Genomic DNA, 19160 nt, shown 5'->3' with positions numbered 1-19160 from the left:
CTCAAGACACAGGTGCAGCGGGTTCAAGCTCTTCCAGGCACTGGGCCAGCGAGAGACACCAATCGGGTAGTGCCAAGCCGAAGGTCTCTTGGAAACGGCGGTTATCCAAGACCGAGAACAGCGGACGTTTGGCTGGCGCCTGATATTCAGAGGAGGCAATTGGGATCAAGCGGGTGCGCGCGCCTGTGGACTTGAGGATAGCGCCCGCAAACCCGTACCAGCTCACCTGCCCCCTGCCGGTGAGATGATAGAGCCCGCCGACCTGATCGAGATCCAGATCACCGCGCAGGATGCGATAGAGCATCAAGGCCGTGACCTCGGCCAGCATCCGACTCCAGGTAGGCGAGCCGACCTGGTCCTCGACCACCCGCAACTCCTCGCGTTCCTGAAAGAGCCGACGCATGGACAAGAGAAAATTGTTCCCGCGCGCCCCATACACCCAACTGGTGCGCAGGATCAAAGCCCGTGCCCCGGACTCCAAGAGGGCGCGCTCGCCGGCGAGCTTGGTCTCGCCATAGACATTGATCGGGTCCGGGTTGTCCGTCTCGGTATAAGGCCGACCGAGCCGCCCTGAAAAGACATAGTCGGTCGAATAATGGATGATCGGGACGCGCCGATGTGCCAGGAGTGCGCCCATCTCCCCGACCGCCTCGGCATTGACCCGCCAGGCAGCAGCGCGCTCGGTCTCGGCCTGATCCACTGCGGTATAGGCCGCGGCATTGATCAAGGCATCGGGCTGGGTCTCTTGGATCAGACGCGCCAGGGCCTGGGCATCCATCAGGTCGATGGCCGGACCATATTCACCTTCCAGTGAGGCGGCGATGACCTCGCCGACACAGGCCAGGGTGCGACGCAGTTCCCAGCCGACCTGACCATTGGCACCGATCAAAAGCAGTTTGGGGCGAGGGGTGACAGGGGTCATAGATAGTCCTCCAGGGCAGGCAGACGCTCCGCCGGGATCTGGCGTAGATAAAAACCCTCCCGGTCCTTGGCCGAAAGTTCAGGGACCATCTCTTGTAACGGCCAAGTAATCGCCAGCTCGGGATCGTTCCAGCGCAGGCTCAGCTCGGTCTGCGGGTGGTAGTATTCAGTGTTTTTATACATCAAGAGCGCATGTTCGCTGGTCACCAGGAAACCGTGGGCAAAACCGGGTGGGATCCAGAACTGACGTTTATTGTCCCCCGAGAGCCTAATCCCCACCCAGCGCCCGAAATGCGGCGAGCCGCGGCGCACATCGACGGCGACATCGAAGACCTCGCCCGAAAGGACCTGCACCAGTTTGCCCTGGGCATGTGGGTGTTGGAGATGCAACCCGCGCAGCACCCCAAAGCGCGAATATGAAAGATTGTCCTGGACCAGGGGGGGGATGCCGAGCTCGGCATAGCGGTTGGCGCGATAGAGCTCCATGAAATAACCGCGCGCATCGCCAAAGACCTCGGGCTCGATGAGCAAGGGTCCAGGGATGGCTGTTTCAATCACCCTCATGTCCGGCCCTGCTCGAGCAGAGTGAAGAGATACCTGCCATAGCTGCTTTTACCGAGCGACGCGGCCAGCGCACGCAGTTGCTTGGCATCGATCCAGCCTTGGTAATAGGCGATCTCCTCCGGGCAGCAGACCTTGAGCCCCTGGCGTTTTTCGATGGTCTCGATGAAGAGCGCTGCATCCATCAGGGCATCCTGGGTACCCGTATCTAGCCAGGCAATCCCACGCCCGAGACGGATCAGCTCGAGCGATCCTTCGGAGAGATAGCGATTATTGAGGTCCGTGATCTCAAGCTCACCGCGGGCTGAAGGGCGAAGTTCAGCGGCAAACTCAGGTGCCCGCCCGTCATAGAAATAGATCCCTGTGATCGCCCAATTCGACTTGGGTGCCTTGGGCTTCTCCTCGATCCGGATCACCCGCCCGTCTGCGTCGAATTCGGCGATGCCATAGCGCTCGGGATCGGCGACATAATAGCCAAAGACGGTGGCGCCCTCTTCGCGCGCATTGGCCAGCTTTAATTGTTCGGTCAGCCCATGACCATAGAAGAGGTTGTCGCCGAGGATCAAACAGGAAGGCGCCCCGCTGAGAAAGTCCCGCCCAATCAAAAACGCCTGGGCCAGCCCGCCGGGTTCGGGTTGGACGGCATAGTCGAGCTCAATCCCCCATTGCGATCCGTCGCCCAAGAGTTGGCGAAAAAAAGGGGCATCCTGCGGGGTGGTGATGATCAGGATCTCGCGCAGACCCGCAAGCATCAGGGTCGAGAGCGGATAATAGATCATTGGCTTATCATAGACCGGCAGGAGCTGTTTGCTCACCACCTGGGTCAGGGGATACAGGCGTGTGCCCGAGCCGCCAGCTAAGATAATTCCCTTGTGGTTCATACCCTTCCCCCCATCCCCAGGCGCTCGCCGCGATAGCTCCCATCCATGACCCGCCGACACCATTCGGCATTGGTGAGATACCAATCGACGGTGCGCGCAAGCCCGGACTCAAAGGTTTCAAGCGGCGTCCAGCCGAGCTCGCGGCGGATCTTGCTCGCATCGATCGCATAGCGCCGGTCATGACCTGGGCGGTCAGGGATATAGGTCTTGAGTTGGGCATGGGGGCGATAGGGCGAGTCTGGCAGACGCTCATCGAGCAGACAGCAGATCAGATCGACCACCTCGAGATTGGTACGCTCATTGTCGGCGCCGATGTTATAGACCTCGCCGGGCCTGCCCGCCTCGAGCACCCGCTGGATGGCGCGACAGTGATCGATCACATAGAGCCAATCGCGGATATTCTGCCCGTCCCCATAGATCGGCAGCGGCTCACCCCGTTGGGCCTTCAGGATCATCAAGGGGATGAGCTTTTCCGGAAACTGATAGGGGCCGTAGTTGTTTGAGCAATTGGTCGTGAGGGTCGGCAGGCCATAGGTATGATGCCAGGCGCGCACCAGGTGGTCCGAGGCAGCCTTGGATGCGGCATAAGGCGAGTTCGGAGCATAGGGGCTGTCTTCGGTGAAGCGACCTGTTGGACCCAGGGAGCCATAAACTTCATCGGTCGAGACATGGAGAAACCGAAAGGCTGCACGCGCCGCAGGACCCAAACCTACCCAATAATCGCGGGCGCATTCGAGCAAGCGGAAGGTGCCGACCACATTGCTCTGGATGAACTCGGCAGGACCGTCGATCGAACGATCGACATGGCTCTCGGCGGCGAAATTGACCACGGCATCGACCTCATACTCGCGCAGCAGGCGCGAGACCAAGGCGCCGTCGCCGATGTCGCCTTGGACAAAGACATGCCGCGGGTGATCAGCCAACGGCGCCAGGGTATCGAGATTCCCCGCGTATGTCAGACGGTCCAGATTGATCACCCGCACATCGGCGTGCGCGAGGATAGAGTGGACGAAGTTGCCGCCGATGAATCCAGCGCCGCCAGTTACCAAAAGGGTCTGCATCTTCTTTTAGAAAATACCCATTGAGAGACCAGATGGATACCGTCTGGCTGAAAGGTCATAGTTGCAAGGGGTCGCCACGGTCGAGATGCCTGCGTACCTAGAACGGCACATCGTCATCGAACTCAGCGCGAGAAGGGCCCGCATCCTGCAGGGGCATTAGGCGCATCTCGGGTTGGGGGGCAGGAGGTACAGACGGTACCGAATCATCGAGCGGGGCAGTGCCGCTCGAACGGCTGTCGAGCATCTGCATGGTGCCAGTGATATCCACCACGATCTCGGTCGTATAGCGCTCTTGACCGTCCTGGGTCTGCCATTTGCGGGTCCGTAATTTCCCTTCAATATAGACCTTTGAGCCCTTGCGTAGATATTGCTTGGCGACCTCGGCGAGCTTGCCGAAGAGCACCACGTTGTGCCATTCGGTGCGCTCTTGCTGTTCGCCACTCTTGTCGCGCCAGGTCTCGCTCGTCGCCAGCCTGAGATTGGCCACGGCATCGCCGTTGGCCATATAGCGCACCTCGGGATCGGTACCCAGGTTGCCGATCAAAATGACCTTATTGACCCCTCGCATCGCCATCGCCGATCGCTCCCGCCGGTTTAAGCCGCACATCCTCAGCGTGCATACAAGCCACTGCTAGGATCGTGTGGCCGCAAATGCTTGTAATGTTGCCCAATCGATCAGCCGACTGTCCACTTTGAGATAGGCCACACCCTCATCCTGCGCGACCACCGCCTCGCGCACCCCAGGAATAGACAAGAGACGCTGTTGCAGATCGGCAGCATCCTGCAGGGTAACCGCATCGAGCACCAGGACATGTCGCAGGAGGTTTTCGGGCAAGGGCATGGTTGTGGCCAACCCAAGCCAAACCAGGGCGATGCCTGCACCGACCAGATAGACCGCGTTCGCCCCGAAATGCTCATGTGCCAGCCCACCCAGCATGCCGCCGCAAAAGGCCCCGATGAACTGGGCGGTTGAAAAGACCCCCATCGCCGTGCCCTTTGCACCTGCTGCCGCGGCCTTAGAGACCAAGGCTGGTAAAATTGCCTCAAGTAGGTTAAAGACAGTAAACATCACGGCCAGCATCAAGCCCATCAGCCAGGGTGAATGATTGAAGCTATAAAAACCCAGCATCGCCAAGAGCAAGGCGGCGACCGAACCGACCAGGACCTCGCGTGTCTGACCCCTGCGCTCAGCGAGCAGGATAAAGGGCAGCATTGCTGGGATCGCGATGAGTACAGCTGGCAGATAGACCTGCCAATGTGCACCCGTATCCAAACCGGCCTCTCGCAACGACAGGGGCAGGACCACAAACAGGCTCACCATGATGAGATGGAGGAGAAAGACAGCGAGGTCCAGGCGCCTGAGGATAGGGTCGCCGATTACTCCACTGAGCTGATCGGGCGCAGGTTCGGCCTCGCGATGGGTGGTGGAAAACTTGGGGTTAGGCACCAGGGTCGCAAGGATCAGGATCCCCGTAAGCCCCAAAAGCGCAGTCAACCAAAAGAGCCCTTGCATTCCGAGCCAGCCGCTGAGCATCGGGCCTATCACTAAGGCCAGGGCAAAGGAAAACGCCACGCTGATCCCGATTGCCGCCATCCCCTTGGTGCGCACCTCCTCGCGCGTTAGATCCACAGTGAGCGCGATAATGGCCGCAGCAATCGCCCCGCTGCCTTGCAGGGTACGTCCTAGGATCACCCAATAGACATCTATTGCCAGGGCAGCGACAGCCCCTCCCAGCACAAACAGCCCCAGGCCACCGTAGATCACCGGCTTACGCCCGACCCGATCCGACAGAAACCCCAAGGGGATCTGAAATATCGCCTGGGTTAAACCATAGGCGCCGACCGCCAATCCGACCAAGAAAGGGGTCGCCCCAGGCAGTTCATAGGCATAGACCGCCAGGACCGGCAGCACCATGAATAACCCTAGCATGCGGGTCGAGAAGATGGCCGCAAGACCTATCACCGCCCGCCGCTCCGCCGGCAGCATGGGATAAGAAAGGATTTGGGGATGGGCCATGGATGATCCTAAATCGTTTCAGGGAAGCAACAAAGCTTAAGCTATTTTTTAGTACCTTTAGTTATCGATCCTTCGAGTCCTCAACAACAGGGGTTGTCGTCATCCATGAGCACTCACAATCCCAGCCCCTCTCCCCTCGATTTTCAACCTGCGAGCGATTTTCAACCTGCGAGTCAATCGGTACCTCGGGGTCTGCGGCGTCGCGCCGCCCGTTACCGCCGGCTGTTTGAAAATATGCTGAGCCCCGGTTTTGTCCTTACCCCGACGGATAGCGGTTTTTACATCGAGGCGATCAATCCCCAGGCACGTCGCTTGGTGGCCTTGTGGATTGGCGAGCGTCCAGTCGGCTGGCTGCATGAGATCATCGACCCGATGGTGCTCCCCGAGCTTTATGGCGCCCTCCAAGAGGTTGTGAAAAGGGGGGATGGGGTCCATCTGGATGAGCTCCCGCTGCGGCGCGGCGAACAGACCGAGTGGCTCGATTGCCATGTGTTCTCACTGGGCGGCGGTGAGCTCATGCTGATGATTCACGATGTGACTGAGTTGAGACAGGCGCGTGAGCTCAGACAGGCCAAGGAGGCGGCCGAACAGGCGAATGCGCTTAAAGGCGCTTTTATCGCCAATATGAGCCATGAGATGCGTACCCCTTTGACCGGCATCCTCGGGATGGTAGAGCTTTTGCGCAATACGCGCCTCGATCACCGGCAACGCTACTGTCTTGAGGCCATCCGCGGTTCGGGGCAGATCCTGCTTTCGCTCATCAACGATATCCTGGATCTCTCGCGCATCGAGTCCGGGCATCTGCATCTCCAAGAGATCGCCTTCTCTTTGGACGAGGTGATCGGTAACCTGGTCAACGCCACCTTTCAGCGCGCAACCGCCAAGAATCTGGAGCTTTTGATCTATCAAGACCCGCGGGTCCCCGATGGTCTGATCGGGGATCCCTTTCGCATCCAGCAGATCCTGCTGAACCTGGTCGGCAACGCCATCAAGTTCACCGATCGGGGTGGGATCGAGGTGCGCATGACCGGGCAGGAGCTCGCGGATGGCCGCCTGATGCTCGGCATCTCGGTGCGGGATACGGGGATCGGGATTGCGCCTGAGCAGGTCGAATGTTTGTTTCAGCCCTTTGAGCAGCTTAGGCCTCAGGGTCGGCGTTATACCGAAGGCACAGGGCTTGGCCTGGCGATCTGCAAACGCCTGGTCGATGCCATGGGCGGGACGATCGGGGTCGAGAGCGAGCCGGATAAGGGGAGCCTTTTTCATTTTGCCATCCCTTTAAGGCGCGCTGCTGAATCCTCCGTCCTCGCTTGGTCGCTCCCAGAGGACTGGCAGTGCCCAACCCTGGTTTGGATAAAAAATGACCTGGTAAGGGCCATGATCACCCACGCGCTCTCGACCTTCGGGCTGGAGGCGGTGCAAACTGCCGAGTCCGAGGTCGCCTTGGCCTGGGCCCAGACCCTCCCCCAAGAGGCGCGTTGCTGTCTTTTGGTCCTCGACGATGCCTGGCTCCTCAACGGCGAGGGTCCGCGTCTTGTAGGTCTGCTGAGGCTGGGTCTTGGCGGCGGCGAGCGCCAGGTCAGGGCCCTATATGTCATCAATCCCTTCACATGCACCCATGACGAGTTCGATCGGCTCGAGGCGATGCCGAATACGGTCTATGTCATCAAGCCCGTCTATCTCTCGGGTCTATTCAATGCACTCCAGGACCTCTTTAGCGCTCAGGGGCAGGGGACTCATCTCGTCCGCGCCCATCGCGAACTGTCTTGGGAGGCCATGATCCAGTCCTATAATGCCCGCGAGCGGCTCGCGGGCGCGCGCATCTTGGTGGCGGAGGACAATCCGGTCAACCAACAGGTCATCGCCGAGGCGCTCGCCTTGATCGGGATCGAGAGCCGGCTCGTGAACAATGGCCTGGCGGCCGTCCGCGCCCTCGCCGAGGAGTCGTTCGATGGGGTCTTGATGGATCTCCAGATGCCGCTAATGGATGGGATCGAGGCAACTGCCCTCATCCGCCATCGACATAGCCCCCATACCCTTCCGATCATCGCTATGACCGCCGGCGTCCTGCCCCAGGACTGCCAGCAAAGCCTTGAGATTGGGATGAATGACCATCTCAGCAAGCCGATCGATATGGCTGCCCTGATCGAGTCCCTTTTGCGCTGGATCCGGCCTGCCCGACCTCGGTCTTTCGAGGGATTGCCCATGCTGCAAACGGCAATCGGGCGGCAGGGCAGCCGGCTCAACTGTATCGAGGGCGAACTGGATCTTGAAGCGCTCAGGTTACCGGGCATCGATATCTACAAGGGTTTGACGAGGTTTGGGGGCAATGGGAGCTTATATTTTAAGCTTATGGCAAGCTTTGCCGAGCAGCATCGGCAGACGGGCGAGGTGCTCCAGGCAGCATTCACCCGTCGCGACCATGCGGCCTTGCGCCTGCATACCCATAGCCTCAAGGGGGTCGCCAAGACCCTGGGCGCCAAGATATTGCATGAGCGGGCCAAGCAGGTCGAGGGCGCTGCTGTCAGTGGACAGGAGGTCCCTCAGTTGCTGCTCGACAGCCTTCAGGAGGAGCTCAATCGTGTCCTGGCGGGGATAGAGGACTTGCTCGATCGCTGGCATCTCGCCGAGCAAGGTCCAGAACAGGTCTCCCCTACAGAGGAGCGAAAGGAGAGCGCTTTATATGAACAGGTGCGGCGCCTGCTCGAGCGGGGCGATACCCGAGTGCGCGACCTCTGCATCGCCCATCGCGGTCAGTTGCGCACCTGGTTTGGCGAGGATGAGTCTGGCTACCAGCGATTGATGTTGGCAGTCAAGCGCTATCGTTTTGATGAGGCGCGCTGCTTGTTGCCGCGAGTGGCCGAACCTAAAGGGCCAGCTCCAGGATGAGCGCATCGTCTTCAAGGGTGTTTTGCTGTCGATGCGCATAGATGGTCTGCAAGAGCGCATCAAGCGCTAACCCCTCTTTTAGGTTTCGGACCAATAACAGCTCTCGATAGGCAGAGATCAGGCGTTCACTGCTAAAGGCCTCGCCTGAAGGGCTGGCGGCCTCGGTGACCCCGTCGCTGCACAGCAACAGATGCGAACCTGGGGGTGCTGCAACGACCTGGATACCTGCCCTGGCTTGCCCTACTGCAATCCCAAAGGGTAGGGTCTGCGACCTCAGGACAGCGATATCCCCGCCCGGCGAGACGAGGAAGGCATCGGGCATGCCGGCATTGATCCAGGTGATCTGGGTGCGATCTGCAGCGACCTCGATGACATGCGCCGCCATGAAGCGACCCCGCGGCAGATGGTCGTATAGGCGCTGTTCAAGGGTCGCGATCAGCTGTTCGAACGGCACCCCAAACGCGCAATGGTCATAAAAGATCTGCTTGACCAAGGGTCCGGCCATGGCTGCGATCAGGCCGTGACCCGTGAAATCGCCGGCCAAGAGCCATTGCCGGCCATCTGGGGTCAAGTCCGCCAGACAGAGATCGCCGCTGACGCGCTCGACCGGTTGCATTATCTGGTGCAGCGAGCGGTTATCGAAGCTGCAATCCCGATGGAGGCGCAGCAAGATATCCTCGATCAGCGCCCGCTCCTCGGTCAGCTCCTGTATCCGCGCCTGGAGTTGGGCGCGTAACCGCGCCAGTTCGAGATGGGTATTGACCCGCGCGCGCAGCACCTCCGGGACGATGGGTTTGGCCAGATAATCGACCGCGCCGAGCATTAGGCCCATCACCTCTTGCCTATCTTGATCGAGGGCCGTAAGAAAGAGCAGCGGTATCCTTTGCCAATCAGGATGCTTCTTGATCAGTCGGCAGGTCTGAAAGCCGTCTAATCCAGGCATCAGGACATCGAGCAGGATGAGGTCGATCTCTGGGTTTTGTTCGAGGACCTCGAGCGCCCCCTCAGCGCTGTTAGCCACGCATACCCGATAGTCCGGGCGCAGGGCATGATCGATCTGCAGCAGGACATCGGGGTTATCGTCCACGGCCAGAACCGTATCGGGGTTATCGTCCACGGCCAGAACCGTGGTTTGCTTTTGTTCGGATCGAGCGCCAGTTGGTGGGAAGCGGGAAACAATTGGGTCAGAGTCAATGATAACCTTCATCTGCATGAGACTCCCTGCAAATACCCCACTACTTAAATAGTTTGGGTTGACTTCTTCTCCATCAATATATACGAGCTCTATCAAGCTTTTATGACATCTGACTTAAGATTGGCAAAATCGGATTGGTTGGTGCTCTAGTCACAAAAGTATCCGACCCCTTTGCATCGATTGCCTAGGTATCGCCTCCCGGGTGATTGCATCTCCCCAGGCATTGATCCTAGATAGATCTGTCTTGCACCTGATCTTGCTGTCATCTGATAGTCACCGACGTCTGGTTAAATCGTCATCGATTTACAACACCGGTGCTGGTTTATTTATTGATGACCCTGACAATCCGCCGCTGGCTGACGCTCATCGCGATCCTTGTGACCTTGCTGGTCGCCTCGATCCTGATCCTGATCGGCCAAACCAATGCAACCCCCCTGAGGATACAAATGGCAGAGGAGGCAGCCTCGGGACGCAGTCTGGTCTGAAAGCAGGCATTGAAGGGCCTGTTGGCACAGATGGATGAGGGGCGACGCGACTTTGAACAGGACTTCGCGCTTAGGCAAGCGCTCCAAGCAGGCGACCCAGAGGAGGTCCAGCAAGCGGTCGCCGCGCTCAATCGCTTGATCAGCGAACAGGGCTATTTCGACCGGCTTTGGGTATTTGGTGCTGCCGGCCATTTATTATGTTGTACCGATGATAGATTAGAGGTTCCAGAGGATGTCGTATCCCTTGTTTCGGCCCTTGCTGGCTCGTCTGAACCAAGGCGCGGTGTGGGTCTTGATACTAAGGGTCAGCCTCTGGCCTTCTTGGTCTTTCCGATAACGATCCGTCATGAGCCTGTAGGGCCGGTGGCCTTTGCCAAGTCACTGGCGCCGGCGATCGCGCGTTTCCAAGCCATCCAGGGCGGCGAGCTCTATCTCGTCACTGCCGAAGGCAAGTTGCTTGCAGGCACGCGCCCGGAGCCAACCCTAGTATTACAAGCTGTGCGTGATAGTGGATAATTTTCCACATGGAAAGCGCGATGATGGGCACAGGCAAGGCGGCGAAGCGGCTTGGCGTCTTGGTCAAGACCTTGCAACGCTGGGAGCGCGAAGGGGGTTTGATCCTGGTGGCGCGAACAGTCGCGAGGCACAAATCCGCGAGTTGATTGGCTTGCGCAGTAAGGTATCAGAGCCAATGCGGATTGATGCCTACTGTCGCGTATCCAGTGCTGCGCAGAAGCCAGACCTCGCCGACCAGCGCAAGGTGTTGGAAGAGTTTGATGTGGCGAAAGGCTTGTCGAATGTCGAGTTCGTTGAGGAAATCGGCGGCGGCCTGAACTTTAAGCGCAAGTTTGCGTACTGCGGATCGCAGGTTCGTCGCCATTCAGGTTGAAGTGGTCGATGCTGCGTTCTATCGCAGGCGCATGAAACGACTGGTGTTGACCTGGGCGTTGAGGCGGCGGCCAGGCTTTCCAATGGCGAGTCTGTTGAATCTCCTCTGCGCTTCGTTGTCTCAGGATTCGAGGCAGACGGCTTTCTTGCAAGGTTGAGGCGGCCAAGGTCGGGGCTGGGTTTGCGCCAAGTGCCAGACTGCCAAAAGGCACAAGGCTTCCGATCTTGAAGAATCGAAGGAAATCCTCTGCGATGTTGGCAAGGCTGCACGCACGCATTGCCAATGTCCGAGCGGACTTCACACATAAGCTCACGACCCGGCTCTGCCGCGAAAACCAAGGGGTGGTGATTGAGGATTTAAACGTCAAGGGCATGCTGGCGAACGAACGGCTTGCCCGCGCCATCAGCGACCTGGGCTTTGGCATGTTCTGCTTGCAGATGGAATACAAGGGGAAATGCTACGGCGTCTGGTTGGTTTTAGCTGATCGCTGGGATCCGAGCAGCCGCCTGTGTTCGGTCTGTGGTTGGGAGAATGAGATGTTGGCGTTGAAGGATCGGGAATGGACGTGTCCTCAATGCGGCACGCGCCATGATCGGGACATCAATGCCGCGCTCAATCTCAAACGGCTGGCAACCGCAACTGCCCTACCCGTGGCGAGTCCGTCCGGTAACGGCGGCGCTACAGCAGAGAGGGTCTCTGCCGTAGTCGGGAAAGTCACGCCTGTCAGAGACGAATGCGCTCCGCATTCGGGGCAGGAAGAGAACAGTGCGCCTGTTTGCGCACTTTCTTGAGAGCAGACCTTGGCAACAATCCAAAAGCAGCTCGTCTGGCCCGAGCTGGGACGCATCGAGCGCCGGACCCTGTTTATGGGTGAGACCGCTTATACCTTGACTATCTTTCCACTGCTTGGCATTGCTAGCCAACCCTTGGCCCATCTCCTAAGCCTCTTTGAGGACCCCCTGGCCTTGCAACAACGTCGTTTAAAGCAGATGACCTATATCGCCGTGCTTGGTCTTCTGCTCCTTGCCGCCTTGGGGCTATATCTCAGCATCCGCCACGCCTTGCGCCCGTTCGACCAACCGGTTGTGGCCCTCGCGCGCTTGGCCCAAGGTGAGCTCAATGTGTCGCTTGCGTCTAGACGCTACGATGATGAGGTTGGCCAATTGATGCAGGCGCTCCAACGTCTGGTGGAGCGCCTGCGCGAGATCATCGGGGGGATCCATAGGGCCAGCGATGACCTACAAGCTTCAGCCGGCACCATGGCAGCCCTGGCAGAATCGACCAAGATCCAGTTCGATCACCAGAAGATCAAGATCGCCCATGTGGATCGCGCGGCCATGCACATGGCCCAGTCGGCCTAGGCGATCGCTGATCATATCACTCGCACCGCCACTGCCACCGCCGATGCCAAGGCGCGGATCGAGCAGGTGCGGCTCATCCTCGATCAGACGACCCAGCTGATCGAGGGCCTGACGGCGGAGACCAATCAGGCCGCCGAGGTGGTCTTGGGCCTGGCCGAGCAGACCCAGAGCATCGCCTACATCGCCTAGGTCTCGGATATGATCCGCAGGAGCGCAGAGCAGACCAATCTACTTGCTTTGAATGCCTCGATCGAGGCGGCGCACGCCGGCGAGCATGGGCGCGGCTTTGTTGTGGTTGCCGATGAGGTCGGCCAGCTTGCGCTACGCACCCAGCAGGCGATCGGCCAGATCGAAGGCCTGATGAAGACGATTTAGGATAACTCTAATGAATGCCGCTGTCTCCGTCATGCACGGCAACCGCGATCGCGCGCAGAACAGCCTGGCGCATTACGGTCAAACCCTTGCCCATCTAAACGCCTTTACCCAGGCGATCTTGACAGTCGCCGAAATGACCCAGCAGATTGCGAGTGCCGCCGAGGAACAAAGCCGCATGGCCGAGGAGATCGCTGTTACCATCAATCAGGCCACGGTGCTCGCCCAGGAGCATGCCCAAACCGCAGACTCGGTCTTCAGTCAAGGCAGCCGGCCCTGTGACCTGGCAAGCGGATTGCGCAAGCAGGTGGATCATTTCCGCTTGTATTGATCGGCTTGGGTCCATGGGCATCCTTAAACCCCTCTGAGGCTCTTGGGGCTGAATGCTGCCCAATCTTAAGCAGGCAGCCTATGCTTGGCTTGCGGTCTGCTGTTCAGCTTAGATGAGCCGTTTGGGCTATCATAACTGGCTTTGAGTGCATCGCCTTCAGGCCTCGCTGCCTGTCCTCTTACATCTGATCCCGAGGATGTCCCTGATCCGCCTGCGCGGCGCGCGCACCCACAACCTCAAAAACATCGATCTGGACCTGCCGCGCGATCGTCTGATTGTACTGACGGGTGTCTCAGGTTCGGGCAAGTCATCTCTGGCCTTTGATACCCTCTATGCCGAGGGACAGAGGCGCTATGTCGAGTCGCTGTCGGCCTATGCCCGCCAGTTTCTATCGGTGATGGATAAACCGGATCTCGATCATATTGAGGGGCTATCGCCGGCGATCGCTATCGAACAAAGGACCACCTCGCATAATCCCAGGTCCACGGTCGGGACCGTCACAGAGATCCATGACTATCTGCGCCTGCTCTTTGCCCGGGTTGGTCAGCCGCGCTGCCCGGCCCACGGCGAGCCCTTGGCAGCGCAGACGGTCGATCAGATGGTCGATCAGGTCTTGGCCCTGCCTGAGGGCGAGCGGCTGATGCTACTCGCCCCAGTGGTCGAGGCGCGCAAGGGCGAGTATCAGCGGCTTTTGAGCGAGCTCTATGCCCAGGGGTTTGTGCGTGCGCGCATCGACGGCGAGCTCTATGACCTCGATGACCCGCCGGCGCTCGACCCCAAGCGCAAGCACGACATCGCCGTCGTCATCGACCGCTTTCGGGTACGGGCGGATCTGCGGGCGCGTCTGGCCGAATCCTTTGAAACGGCGCTCAAACTCTCAACCGGGATCGCGCGCATCGCCTGGATCGATGAAGCGGATCGCCCTGAACTGATCTTTTCAGCGCGCTTTGCCTGTTCGCTCTGTGGCTGGAGCCTGTCTGAGCTTGAACCGCGCCTGTTTTCATTCAATAACCCCGCCGGTGCCTGTCCGCGTTGCGATGGTCTCGGGGTTGAGCCCTTTTTTGATCCGGACAAAGTGGTTGTACATCCAGACCTCAGCCTGGCGGGGGGGGCGGTGCGCGGTTGGGATCGGCGCAATGCTTTTTATTTCCAGATGATCCGCGCTCTGGCCGCGCATTATCGCTTTGATGTTGAGATGCCCTGGAACCAGCTTCCCGAGCGGATCAAGCGGGTGATCCTCTATGGTAGCGGTACGGAGGAGATCGCCTTTAAACTGCTAAATCCTGGGGCAGGGGTCAGGGTCCAGCCCTTCGAAGGGATCCTGCGCAATATGGAGCGGCGCTATCGCGAGACCGACTCAGCGACCGTGCGTGAGGAGTTGGCGCGTTATCTCTCCGAGCGTCCCTGTCCTGCATGCGACGGTACGCGGCTGAATGAGGGGGCGCGCCATGTCTTTGTCGGTGACTATAACCTACCGGCGATCGAGTCCCTGCCGGTTGGTGAGGCGCTGCATCTCTTCGAGAATCTGGTATTACCGGGTCAGCGCGGCGAGATCGCCGTCAGGATCATCGCCGAGATCAAGGAACGCCTGCGTTTCTTGGTCGATGTGGGCCTGGATTATCTCTCGCTTGACCGGCGCGCCGAGACACTCTCAGGCGGTGAGGCCCAGCGCATCCGCCTGGCAAGCCAGATCGGGGCGGGCCTCGTGGGGGTGATGTATATCCTGGATGAGCCCTCTATTGGTCTACATCAACGCGACAACGCCCGTCTCTTGCGGACACTCACCCGACTGCGCGATCTGGGCAATACGGTCATCGTGGTCGAACATGACGAGGAGGCGATCCGCACCGCTGATTGGGTGGTGGATCTCGGTCCAGGGGCCGGGGCGCATGGCGGCGAGGTGGTGGCCAAGGGGACACTGGCGGAGATTGCGGCCAATCCGCGCTCGCTTACCGGCCAGTATCTCGCTGGCACCCTAAGGATCGAGGTCCCGCAACAGCGCGCCCCCATCGATCCGCAGCGCCAGCTGCATCTCTTGGGTGCCTGCGGCAACAATCTGCGCGATATCGATGTTGCCATCCCCGTCGGGACCCTGTGCTGCATCACTGGCGTCTCGGGCTCCGGCAAATCGACCCTGATCAATGACACCCTCTATCCGGCGGTCGCCCGCTATTGTCAGGGCGCGCGTTTGACCCCCGCACCCTATCGCGCCATCGAGGGCCTGCAACATTTCGACAAGGTGATCGACATCGATCAAAGCCCGATCGGGCGCACGCCGCGCTCGAACCCGGCAACCTATACGGGCATATTTAATCTCATCCGCGAGCTCTTCGCCGCCGTCCCCGAGGCGCGCGCCCGCGGCTATGACCCAGGGCGTTTTAGCTTCAACGTCAAGGGCGGGCGCTGCGAGGCCTGCAAGGGGGACGGGGTGATTCGGGTCGAGATGCACTTTCTACCCGATGTCTATGTCCAGTGCGAGGTCTGCCACGGGCGGCGCTATAACCGCGAGACCCTCGAGATCCGCTATAAAGGCAAGAATATCCATGAGGTCCTCAACCTAAGCGTCGAGGACGCCTTGGCATTCTTCTCGGCAGTTCCGTCCTTGGTGCGCAAGCTTCAGACCCTGATAGATGTAGGGCTTGGCTATATCCAACTCGGGCAAAACGCCACCACACTCTCGGGCGGCGAGGCGCAGCGGCTCAAGCTCAGCCGTGAGCTCTCGCGCCGCGACACCGGCCGCACCCTGTATATCCTCGATGAGCCGACCACCGGCCTGCATTTTCAGGATGTCAAGCACCTGCTTGCGGTCTTGCATCGCCTGCGCGATCAGGGCAGTACCGTCGTGGTGATCGAGCACAACTTGGATGTAATCAAAACCGCCGACTGGATCATCGATCTCGGTCCAGAAGGGGGTGCGCGCGGCGGTCAGGTGGTCGCCTGCGGTACCCCGGAGATGATCGCCGCAGATGAGCGCTCATATACCGGGCAGTTTTTGCGCCCGATCCTCGAGCGCGGCTGGTGATCACTCGACCACCTGGGCATAGTTTTGACCGCGCACATCCTTGAGCAGGGTATCGATGTCATCGGTCGAGACCCCAAGCATCTGCAGTGCCTCGGCGCCGAGCCTGAGGCTGCTTTCGATCGCCTCGGGATAGGCGCGGGTGGCGCCGGCGCGCAGGAGGCTGGCGCAGGCGGCGAGGTCGCGGGCGCGGGCGATCACAGGAACATGGGGCGCGGCATGGCGGATATGGGAGACCGCGCGCAGCGCCGCCGGTCCCTGGTCGATCGTCAGGATCACCTGGGCAGCGCTTTCCACATGGGCGGCGCGCAACAGCTCCGGGTCGCCGATGTCGCCGTAATAGACCGCCCGCCCGTCGCGCACCCCCTGTTCGACGTTGGCAGGATTGGTGTCGAAGGCGATGAACGGGATCTGATTGACCTCGAGCAGGGTGGCGATGGTGTGGCCGACGCGCCCATAGCCGCCGATAATGACCCGCCCCCTGGGGGCGACACCTGTGGTTGATTCATCGAAGACCTGGGGCTTGCCGCCGCGATGTTCGAGCCGCTGGGCCAGGCGATCCCCGATCTGCACCAGGGGTGCGGTCAGTAGCATGCTCATCGAGATCACGCTAATCGCGATGGCAAATTTGGCGTCATCGATCAGCCCCAGGGTCTTGGCAAAGCCAAAGAGCACGAATCCAAACTCACCGTTTTGCGCGAGCAGAAAGGCGATCCGCGCCGCCACCCCGCGCGGGAGCCTAAACAAGATCGCGGTCCCGAACACAGTCACCAGCTTGATGGCGATGATCACCAAGACATGTTGGGCCAGAAGCCAAGGCTGGGCGGCAATCGCCGGCAGATCGATCGACATCCCGACCGCAACAAAAAACAGGCTCATCAGGAGGCCCTTGAAGGGCTCGACCTCGGCCTGGATCTGAAAGCTGAAAGGGGTCGTCGAAAGGAGCATCCCCATCATAAATGCCCCAAGCGCCATCGACAGACCTGCCTCATACATCGCCCAGGCGGCGATCAGGACGGAGAGCATCACCACTAAGGCAAATGCCTCGCGGTTGTTCTGATGCAGCAGCCCCTCGAGCACCGACGGTAGGGCATAGCGCCCGATCAGCCAGATCAGCCCCCCCATGCTCAACACCCGCCACACCGTAGGTTCGCTGCTGATGAACTCAGACGGCAGAATGGCGACGTCCTTGGCGAGTAGGGGCACGAGCGCTAAGAGCGGTACCACTGCCAGGTCCTGCATCAGAAGCACGGCGAAGGCGGTCGTGCCGTGGCGGGTATTGAGATCACCGCGCTCATGGAGCAGTTGGATGACCAAGGCGGTAGACGAGAGCGCAAGCGTCAGGCCCATCAAGAGGGCGACCGGCCAAGAGGGGGCATAGAGCGAGGCGTAAAGCGCGATCCCTAAGCCCGAGATTAGGATCTGCACTACCCCCAGGCCAAAGATCTCGCGCCTCAGAGCCCAGATGCGTTTGGGCTGCATCTCCAGACCGATCATAAATAAGAGCAATACCACCCCGAGTTCGGCGAACGTACGCAGCTCTTCGACATGCCCGCTGATCGTATGCAGCGGCGAATGCGGGCCGACGACCACCCCGGCGACCAAGAGCCCCAAGATCGACCCCAAGCCCAGATGTTTAAACAGGGCGACCGCCAGCGCCGCTGCCGTCAGCAACACGATGGCCGAGAGGATGAAGTTGTCCAGTTCCATGATGTCCTGTTTCTAAGGGCTACACCATGCCATGCTTCTACCTGGCTAGCTATGCCGGTGCGCTCCATGATCAAAGGCACAAAGGTACCAGTTGCGCGAGCTCCACCCGCGCCCGCAGGCGCCGCGCCAACATGAACGACCCCATGAATTTGCGATGGAGAAACATGGTCTCGGGTGCAGGCGCCGCACTAAAGACCCCGGCATGAAAGAGCGCCCGCCCTTGGCGATAGACCCGCTCGAAGAGGTCTGAGGCCCCGAAGTCATAGACCCCTGGGCTGCGCAAGGGCTCGGCGGCCAGCTCCAGGAGGTCCAGCATGGCGGCGACCTGGTCTTGTGGGTCAGCGGCGCCCACATAGCCCAGGGCGATGGCTGCGGCCTGGATGCCGGCGCGATCGCCCGCGATGATCGCGCGCGCAAGCTGGCGATAGCAGGTGATCAGAGAGGGGGCGATCGGCACCATAGCCCCGAAGTCGAGCAAGACGATCCGACCGCTTGTCCGGTCATAGAGATAATTGGCGAAGTTGGGGTCGGTCTGCACGAGGCCGAACTCAAAAAGCTCGCGCAGGGTCAGACGCATGAGCAAAGTCGCGGCGCGGTCGCGTTCGGCGCGCCGATACTCAGGCCCAGCCAGCCGGTCGATCGGGACCCCAGTGGCCAGATCCATTGCCAGGATATTGGGGGTGGTGAGATCGCGATGGACCTGGGGCACCGCAAGATCGGGGTCATCGCCTAGACACGCGCGATAGCGCTCGAGCGCCTTGGCCTCGGCCTCATAGTCGGCCTCGCGGTGGAGCTGACGCCTGGCCTCATCGAGAAAGGGGCGGATGTCGATCCCCTTGGGCCCGAGTCCCAGCGTGCGCACGATCAGCCCGAGATTAGCGATATCGCTGTCGATGCTGGCGCGTACCCCGGGAAACTGGATCTTGAGGGCCAGGCGATGTCCATCATGGGTCTCGGCGCGATGGACCTGCCCGATGGAGGCGGCGGCGACGGGGGTGAACTCAAAGCGCTTGAAGCGCCGATCCCAGTCCCGCCCGTATTCGCGCGTCAACACCTCGACGAGCTGACTCATCGGCATGGGGGTCGCCCGCTCTCGCAGCCCCGCCAGGACCTCAGCGACCTCGGGGGTGAGGATGTCGGTGCCGTCCATCGACATGAGCTGCCCGAGCTTCATCACCGCACCGCGCAGCTCGGAGAGCCGCTCGGCAAAGCGGCGAGCATGCTCGGGCGAGATCTGGATACGCGCTGGCCGGTCCTGGGCCTGACTTTGGGCAAGCTCGATCAGCCCTTTAAACCCAAGACCAGCGGCTAGATCGCCGGTCGCGCGCCCTAAGTACCAGAGCCGACTCAAGCGCTGGCTGGGGATGGGACGGGGGGAAGCAAGCATGCTCGCTGGTGATTGGTCGCTGTTTGCCATGGATAATGGGTCTCTTGGATACGATCGGATGCGATGAACCGGTGAAATACA

Annotated in this window: 20 protein-coding genes; 11 read left to right on the top strand and 9 right to left on the bottom strand. The window is 60.2% G+C overall.

Going from position 1 to position 19160, the window contains the following annotated elements:
• Window position 1: 1 nt before the first annotated feature.
• The 6 genes from rfbD to GWK36_RS12405 form a co-directional block, all read right to left on the bottom strand.
• The gene (rfbD, locus tag GWK36_RS12430) at window positions 2-922 is read right to left on the bottom strand and encodes a dTDP-4-dehydrorhamnose reductase (RefSeq protein WP_166271528.1); all 921 of its coding nucleotides are present in this window, start codon (window positions 920-922) and stop codon (window positions 2-4) included.
• Window positions 919-1485, bottom strand: coding sequence for a dTDP-4-dehydrorhamnose 3,5-epimerase (gene rfbC, locus GWK36_RS12425; RefSeq protein ID WP_166271526.1), 567 nt, complete (start codon window positions 1483-1485; stop codon window positions 919-921). Before rfbC ends, rfbD begins: the two co-directional genes overlap by 4 nt.
• Window positions 1482-2363, bottom strand: coding sequence for a glucose-1-phosphate thymidylyltransferase RfbA (gene rfbA / locus GWK36_RS12420; RefSeq protein ID WP_166271524.1), 882 nt, complete (start codon window positions 2361-2363; stop codon window positions 1482-1484). Before rfbA ends, rfbC begins: the two co-directional genes overlap by 4 nt.
• Window positions 2360-3424 (bottom strand): dTDP-glucose 4,6-dehydratase, encoded by a 1065-nt coding sequence (gene rfbB / locus GWK36_RS12415; RefSeq protein WP_166271522.1) that lies wholly within the window; start codon window positions 3422-3424, stop codon window positions 2360-2362. Before rfbB ends, rfbA begins: the two co-directional genes overlap by 4 nt.
• Before the next feature lie 97 nt (window positions 3425-3521).
• The gene (gene ssb / locus GWK36_RS12410; protein WP_166271520.1) at window positions 3522-3998 is read right to left on the bottom strand and encodes a single-stranded DNA-binding protein; all 477 of its coding nucleotides are present in this window, start codon (window positions 3996-3998) and stop codon (window positions 3522-3524) included.
• 57 nt (window positions 3999-4055) lie between these two features.
• Complete coding sequence (locus tag GWK36_RS12405; RefSeq protein WP_246237559.1) at window positions 4056-5441, bottom strand: MFS transporter; 1386 nt, start codon at window positions 5439-5441, stop codon at window positions 4056-4058.
• Window positions 5442-5546: 105 nt separating this feature from the next.
• Between GWK36_RS12405 and GWK36_RS12400 the strand changes: the two genes are divergently transcribed.
• Window positions 5547-8330 carry a hybrid sensor histidine kinase/response regulator gene (locus tag GWK36_RS12400; protein ID WP_166271518.1) on the top strand — a complete coding sequence of 928 codons (2784 nt, stop codon included), beginning with the start codon at window positions 5547-5549 and terminating at the stop codon, window positions 8328-8330.
• On the opposite strand, the gene GWK36_RS12395 is transcribed toward GWK36_RS12400, so the two are convergent.
• Entirely contained in the window at window positions 8308-9447 is a 1140-nt protein-coding gene (locus GWK36_RS12395) for a PP2C family protein-serine/threonine phosphatase (protein ID WP_166271516.1), read from the bottom strand. The two genes, GWK36_RS12400 and GWK36_RS12395, sit on opposite strands and share 23 nt — an antisense overlap.
• A 410-nt stretch (window positions 9448-9857) precedes the next feature.
• Between GWK36_RS12395 and GWK36_RS12390 the strand changes: the two genes are divergently transcribed.
• The 10 genes from GWK36_RS12390 (at window position 9858) to uvrA (ending at window position 15985) form a co-directional block, all read left to right on the top strand.
• Complete coding sequence (locus GWK36_RS12390) at window positions 9858-10010, top strand: hypothetical protein (protein WP_166271514.1); 153 nt, start codon at window positions 9858-9860, stop codon at window positions 10008-10010.
• A gap of 9 nt (window positions 10011-10019) precedes the next feature.
• Window positions 10020-10526: a hypothetical protein gene (locus tag GWK36_RS12385; protein WP_210756779.1), complete on the top strand. Its 507-nt coding sequence runs from the start codon at window positions 10020-10022 to the stop codon at window positions 10524-10526.
• An 8-nt stretch (window positions 10527-10534) separates the two neighbouring features.
• Window positions 10535-10672 (top strand): MerR family DNA-binding transcriptional regulator, encoded by a 138-nt coding sequence (locus GWK36_RS16160; protein WP_166270144.1) that lies wholly within the window; start codon window positions 10535-10537, stop codon window positions 10670-10672.
• 29 nt (window positions 10673-10701) lie between these two features.
• Window positions 10702-10899: a recombinase family protein gene (locus GWK36_RS16155; RefSeq protein WP_210756734.1), complete on the top strand. Its 198-nt coding sequence runs from the start codon at window positions 10702-10704 to the stop codon at window positions 10897-10899.
• Between the two features lie 251 nt (window positions 10900-11150).
• A complete protein-coding gene (locus GWK36_RS15080) occupies window positions 11151-11690 on the top strand; it encodes an RNA-guided endonuclease InsQ/TnpB family protein (RefSeq protein ID WP_210756778.1) in 540 nt (179 codons plus the stop codon).
• 9 nt (window positions 11691-11699) lie between these two features.
• Window positions 11700-12260 carry a HAMP domain-containing protein gene (locus GWK36_RS12370; protein WP_166271510.1) on the top strand — a complete coding sequence of 187 codons (561 nt, stop codon included), beginning with the start codon at window positions 11700-11702 and terminating at the stop codon, window positions 12258-12260.
• Between the two features lie 66 nt (window positions 12261-12326).
• A complete protein-coding gene (locus GWK36_RS15725; RefSeq protein WP_281352058.1) occupies window positions 12327-12449 on the top strand; it encodes a hypothetical protein in 123 nt (40 codons plus the stop codon).
• Window positions 12450-12458: 9 nt separating this feature from the next.
• Entirely contained in the window at window positions 12459-12635 is a 177-nt protein-coding gene (locus GWK36_RS12365) for a methyl-accepting chemotaxis protein (protein ID WP_166271508.1), read from the top strand.
• A 10-nt stretch (window positions 12636-12645) separates the two neighbouring features.
• Complete coding sequence (locus GWK36_RS12360) at window positions 12646-12963, top strand: methyl-accepting chemotaxis protein (RefSeq protein ID WP_166271506.1); 318 nt, start codon at window positions 12646-12648, stop codon at window positions 12961-12963.
• 196 nt (window positions 12964-13159) lie between these two features.
• Complete coding sequence (gene uvrA, locus GWK36_RS12355; RefSeq protein WP_166271504.1) at window positions 13160-15985, top strand: excinuclease ABC subunit UvrA; 2826 nt, start codon at window positions 13160-13162, stop codon at window positions 15983-15985.
• Here uvrA and GWK36_RS12350 read toward each other — a convergent pair whose 3' ends face one another.
• A complete protein-coding gene (locus GWK36_RS12350) occupies window positions 15986-17692 on the bottom strand; it encodes a cation:proton antiporter domain-containing protein (protein WP_166271502.1) in 1707 nt (568 codons plus the stop codon). It lies immediately after the preceding gene.
• Between the two features lie 70 nt (window positions 17693-17762).
• Window positions 17763-19109: an ABC1 kinase family protein gene (locus tag GWK36_RS12345; protein ID WP_246237558.1), complete on the bottom strand. Its 1347-nt coding sequence runs from the start codon at window positions 19107-19109 to the stop codon at window positions 17763-17765.
• Window positions 19110-19160: the final 51 nt, after the last annotated feature.

It is taken from the genome of Caldichromatium japonicum, from assembly GCF_011290485.1.
In the GTDB taxonomy this organism is placed as follows: Bacteria; Pseudomonadota; Gammaproteobacteria; order Chromatiales; family Chromatiaceae; genus Thermochromatium; species Thermochromatium japonicum.
The sequence above is the reverse complement of the archived record's forward strand: the minus strand, read 5'-3'. Positions and strand labels throughout refer to the sequence as shown.